This window comes from Cupriavidus sp. 05T313 (genome assembly GCF_056396665.1).
This window is the reverse complement of record NZ_JBFTLX010000392.1, coordinates 1-4,509: the sequence shown is the minus strand read 5'-3', so window position 1 is coordinate 4,509 and position 4,509 is coordinate 1. Positions and strand designations below refer to the sequence as shown.

Genomic DNA, 4,509 nt, shown 5'->3' with positions numbered 1-4,509 from the left:
GCTCTTCAGCAAGAACGGTTCGAACGGCAAGCTGCCGCTGTAGAACTTCGGCAGGGTTAGCGCTGCGAGCGCAGCGCGTTCGGCGAAGCTCGGCTTCTTATCGTAAGCGAGGCCGATGCGTCCGAGGATGGCGGGGTCCAGGAGGTCGTTCATATCGGTAATAGCCCGCGGGTTGAGACAGAGTTGCTTGTCGCGGAATTGTTGTATGTGCGGAAATTGTCAAATGCCAGCGGCTTCGTGGGGAGACACTTTCCCGAGACGGAGCGCCGCGAGGGGCAGGAATTCGGTTCGCAAAGCAGGCAGCGGCGTTAGCGAAAGAAATCGGGGAACGTGCCCTCTTTCGCTCGCACTTCCTGCACGGCGCTCCCGCTATTTCGCATGGCCCTCATTGGCTCTCCGAAGGGCTCCGGGACGCGTTCGCACACAGGTGTTCAAGTCGGACGCCTGGGAAACGCAGCCTTTCCATCGCCTGAACGAGGACGGAGAATGGTAGGCGTTTTTCCCCGCCCTCGTTTCGCCCATAGTCGTTGTCCTTTGCCTTGCCCATCAGCGCATCGGTGACCGCTTGGCTGAGGCCGGATTCCTCGCAGAATGCGCGGAACGTGTGCCGGAAGCCGTGAAAGGTCAGGCGGGGGTCGTCGAGGCCAAGACCATCGAGGTAGCGGTTGAACCAGGCGCCAAAGGATTTGCCGTGGTTTCCCCATTTATCCGGGCGCAACGCCGGGAACAGGCGTTCCGTTGGGGCCGCCATCCGTCGCTGCTCCACGTAGTCCAGGAATCCCATCGCGAGGAGGTTCGCATGAAGGGGCACATAGCGCATGATGGAAGAAATACCCAGGCGCTTTTCGCGTTTTGCATCGTGCAAATGGGCGCACCAGACGCCCTCGCGCTGCACGATATCGCCGGGCCGCAGTGAGCAGAGGTCCTCCAGGCGCGCCCCAGTCATGTAACCCAAGTGTGGCAGCCAATAGGCGGCTTCGCCTGCGCCGGCAGGCGGACGAACTCCGTCGATGACGACGGGCGAGCGCAGCAGGCAGTTGAGCTCGCTCACGGTGTATGCATCGCGACGGCTTCGACGTCCTTTCAACACGGCTTTTTTGGAGTACTTGGTGCCTTGGAACGGATTCGATGGCAGCGAGCACTGGTGTGCACGGATAGCATGACCGAGCACGCCGGAGAGGATGGACAGGTTCTTGTTGATGGTCGCCAGCGAGACGGTTTCCGCGCAACGGCGCTTGTACGTTTCAATGTCGTCGAACGTGATTTGTGCCGCCAGTGCCTTCCCGGTGAGCTTCTTGAAGTACTCGACCAGGCTCCTTGCCGCGGCAACCGACCGCGCCGACGGCGCCTGGCCTTCGCACCAGGAGTCGAAGGCTGCCTCCCACGTATCGGCCGGCGAGATTAGCGGCCACAGCGGAGGCGTCTCGTGGCCGTCGCCAGCAAGTCGCGCAAGTTCTTCGTCCAAGGTCTCGACTTCGTTCTTTAGTAGCGCCGCGCGGAACGTTTTGTAGGTCGGACTGGCGGGGTCGAAATGCAGCTTTTCTGCGCTGAGGATATCGCGGGCCAGGTCATCCACATAGGCATCGTCGCGCGTGGCGCGGGCGAGGCCGCTTTGTGTCCTGGCGAGGGTGGCGAGAGCACGACGCTCGTCGAGTTCGGCGGGGCTGATGCCCAGGCGCTGCTCCTCCTCACTGGCAAGCGCATGGGCGCGGTAACGCTCGACGACGCGTTCAATCAACGCTGGCGTCAGTTCCTGGCGCTCTGTCGTTGTGTTGGCGAGCGCGCAGGTGCGGTAACGCGCGAACAGGCTTTCCACTTGCTCGAGCGTGAGGGCGTCGACGTCGATATCAATGTCGATATCGGACAGCCATTCGCCCGACGCTGCGCCACGGACGTGGTTCCGGCAATCAGCGGCGGTCTGGCCAAGAAGCGTGGCGTGAGCCTGCTGAAGGGTTTGGTTGAATGCGCGCGTGGCCTCCCGCAGCCGGGTGACGGCCGTCTTGCGGCAGGGTGTCTTCAGGCTAATCCAGATTTCGTGGCGTTGCAGGATAGGGCGGAGTTCTGCCGGAATGGCACGGCGAAAGTACAGGTTGCGCGAGTTCTTGCGCGTAGCGAGATAAGGGTGCGACATGGTGACTCCGAGACGGTTGATGTAACAGCCTCGTGTAGCACCCAGGCGTTCAAATCCTTTAATTTAGGCCGGGCTTAGGTAAGAATCGTTTTAGGCCGGTCGGGAGCGTTTCAGGGGGAGCCCGCTTGAGCGTATCCGACTTCTGTGCCGCAGGGATGCCCACCGCGGCGGGAGACTTGTCGCGTCCTGCGATGGCGGCCGTGGTCGGGTTTAACCGGTGGCGCCGGGCCTGCTGCGCACTTCGCTGCGTTCGAGCGACCTGATGGCCGGGGGGCTTTCGCTTGCCAAGGGCATTGACCAAGCCAGCCAAATCCGGTCGATGGCGGTGGAGCACATCTCAAGTCAAGCCGGGCATCGGGGCCGGGTTCACGTAGAGGTGTGCCATCTCCACGCCATCAAAGCGCAGCTTGGCGATGGCGGCGGCGAGCACTGGGATGGACAGCCGTTTTTCACCGTTTTCGTTACGACCGTAGTCCGCATCGGGGGCTCGGCCCATCAGGGCCTCTGCGATGTCGCCGCTAATCCCTGATTCTTCACAGGCCGCGCGGAAGGTGTGACGGAAGCTGTGAAATGTCAGGCGGGGGTCGTCCAGGCCGAGTGCGTCGAGGTACCGGTTGTACCAGCCGCCGAAAATCTTGCCGTGGAGCCCCCATTTATCCGCACGCAAGGCGGGAAACAGGCGACCCGAGGGCCCGAGCGCGCGTAGCTGCTGCACGTACGACAGGAACCCCAGGGCCGCGTGCAGCGGCACATGGCGTTTGATGTCGGGCAGGCCCAGGCGTTTTTCGCGTTTTGCGTCGTGCAGATGCGCGCACCAGACGCCCTCTCGTTGCACGATGTCGCAAGGTCGCAGCGAGCACAGGTCTTCGAGTCTCGCCCCCGTCATCAATCCGAGTAGCGGCAGCCAGTATGCCGCTTCCGCCGCGCCCGCCTGGGGGCGCAGGCCGGTGGTGAACACCGGGGAGTGCAACAACAGGGTTAGCTCTTCCGGTGAATATGCGTCGCGGCGGTGTGCCCGGCCCTTGGTGACTGCCTTTTTTGCGTATTTGCCGCCCGCAAAGGGATTGGTGGTCAGGCTACCCAGATGCGCGCGGATGGCGCTGCCCAGGATGCCCGACAGCGTGGACAGATTCTTGTTGATAGTGGCCAGGGAGAGCTCAAGTTCCTCCTGGCAGTGCCGCTTGTAGTGCTCGACGTCGGCGAAGGTGATATGCGTTACTGGCTTGTCGCCCGTGAGGGTGATGAAGCGGGCCACTTCGCTGGCGGCCGCCGCGAAGGTTCTGTCGGCGGGGGCGCGCAGCTGATGCCAGGATGCCAACACGGTGGGCCAGGTATCCTCGGGCCCGGCTGGGGGGAGTCTCGGTGGCGCCGGCGCTGCCTGGGTCGCTATCGCGTCGAGGCGTGTCTCCCATGCGGCCAGATTAGGGTCAAGCCATCGCTCTGCGTCGGGCCATGGCTGAGGCGGGGGCGCCGCGCTGCGGGGCTGACGTAGGCCGCTTTCCGGGCCGGGTGTCCAGCTACCCGTGAGCCCGCCCCCGAGCCGGCGTCGCGCCTGTTCCAGCGTTTCTTCAAACCACATGGCTGCCCTCGGCAGCCGTGTCAGCGCAGTGCGCCGGCAAGGTGTCGCCAGACTTATCCAGATTTCGCGGGGCAGGATGGCGTGCAAATCGCTGGGTACCGCTCGCCGGAAGTAGAGCTGGCGCGTCGTCTTGCGGGTGGTGAGGTAGGGGTGTGCCATGCTGCCTCCGAGACGAAAATGTAGCAGTCTCATGTAGCAGCCGCAGCCGGGAAAGCCAGCGCTGGCGCGGGTTTGCCAGGCGAGTAGGCGATTTAGCCGACCCGTAAGCGTTTCAGGGGTACGCCTTCGGTAGAAGCGCCCAACCTGCTATGGCGGAGGGCGCTTCGTTCTCCTGGAAGCCGCACCATAGCACGCGTGGCGGGGAGACTGCAAGGGCAGCATAGATAGTGGGCGTCGGGCCTGCCCCACCGATGTGGCAGCGCTTTGTAGCATTGCCTGCGGCATCGCCATTCAAGTCACCGAAAGACATCGTCGATGCTGCCAAAGCAAAACCAGGAAAGCTCTCCCATGGTTCGGGCGGCATTGGCGCATCGGCTCACTTGGCAGGTGAACTGTTCAAGTCCATTGCCGGCATCGACGTCATCCACATGCCCTACAAAGGTAGTGGCCCAGCCATCTCTGATGTCATGGCCGGACAGCTCTCATATCTGTTCGACACCGGGGCCGTCCCATATATCCGACGTGGAAAAGTCCGCGCTATCGCGGTCGCTGCGGAGAGGCGTCTTCGGTTGTTCCCCGAGGTCCCGATCTTCACCGAACACGGCATCAAGGGTATGCAGATGAGCGCGTGGTATGGCCT

At 63.1% G+C, this 4,509-nt stretch carries 3 protein-coding genes and 1 pseudogene; 1 reads left to right on the top strand and 3 read right to left on the bottom strand.

Translation table 11 applies throughout. The features are described 5' to 3' along the window. Positions 1–385: 385 nt before the first annotated feature. From AC1DKD_RS39500 to AC1DKD_RS39490, 3 genes and pseudogenes are all read right to left on the bottom strand, one after another. On the bottom strand, positions 386–2,131 hold the full coding sequence (locus tag AC1DKD_RS39500) for a DUF6538 domain-containing protein (RefSeq protein ID WP_441634812.1): 1,746 nt from the start codon (positions 2,129–2,131) through the stop codon (positions 386–388). A 337-nt stretch (positions 2,132–2,468) separates the two neighbouring features. After that, a complete protein-coding gene (locus AC1DKD_RS39495; protein WP_441634828.1) occupies positions 2,469–3,452 on the bottom strand; it encodes a site-specific integrase in 984 nt (327 codons plus the stop codon). Between the two features lie 234 nt (positions 3,453–3,686). Continuing rightward, positions 3,687–3,869 (bottom strand): annotated as a pseudogene (locus AC1DKD_RS39490) (DUF6538 domain-containing protein); the annotation flags it as partial. A gap of 251 nt (positions 3,870–4,120) precedes the next feature. Between AC1DKD_RS39490 and AC1DKD_RS39485 the strand changes: the two are divergent. Continuing rightward, positions 4,121–4,509 (top strand): tripartite tricarboxylate transporter substrate-binding protein (locus tag AC1DKD_RS39485; protein ID WP_477144587.1); only part of this gene is annotated, 389 nt, incomplete at its 3' end.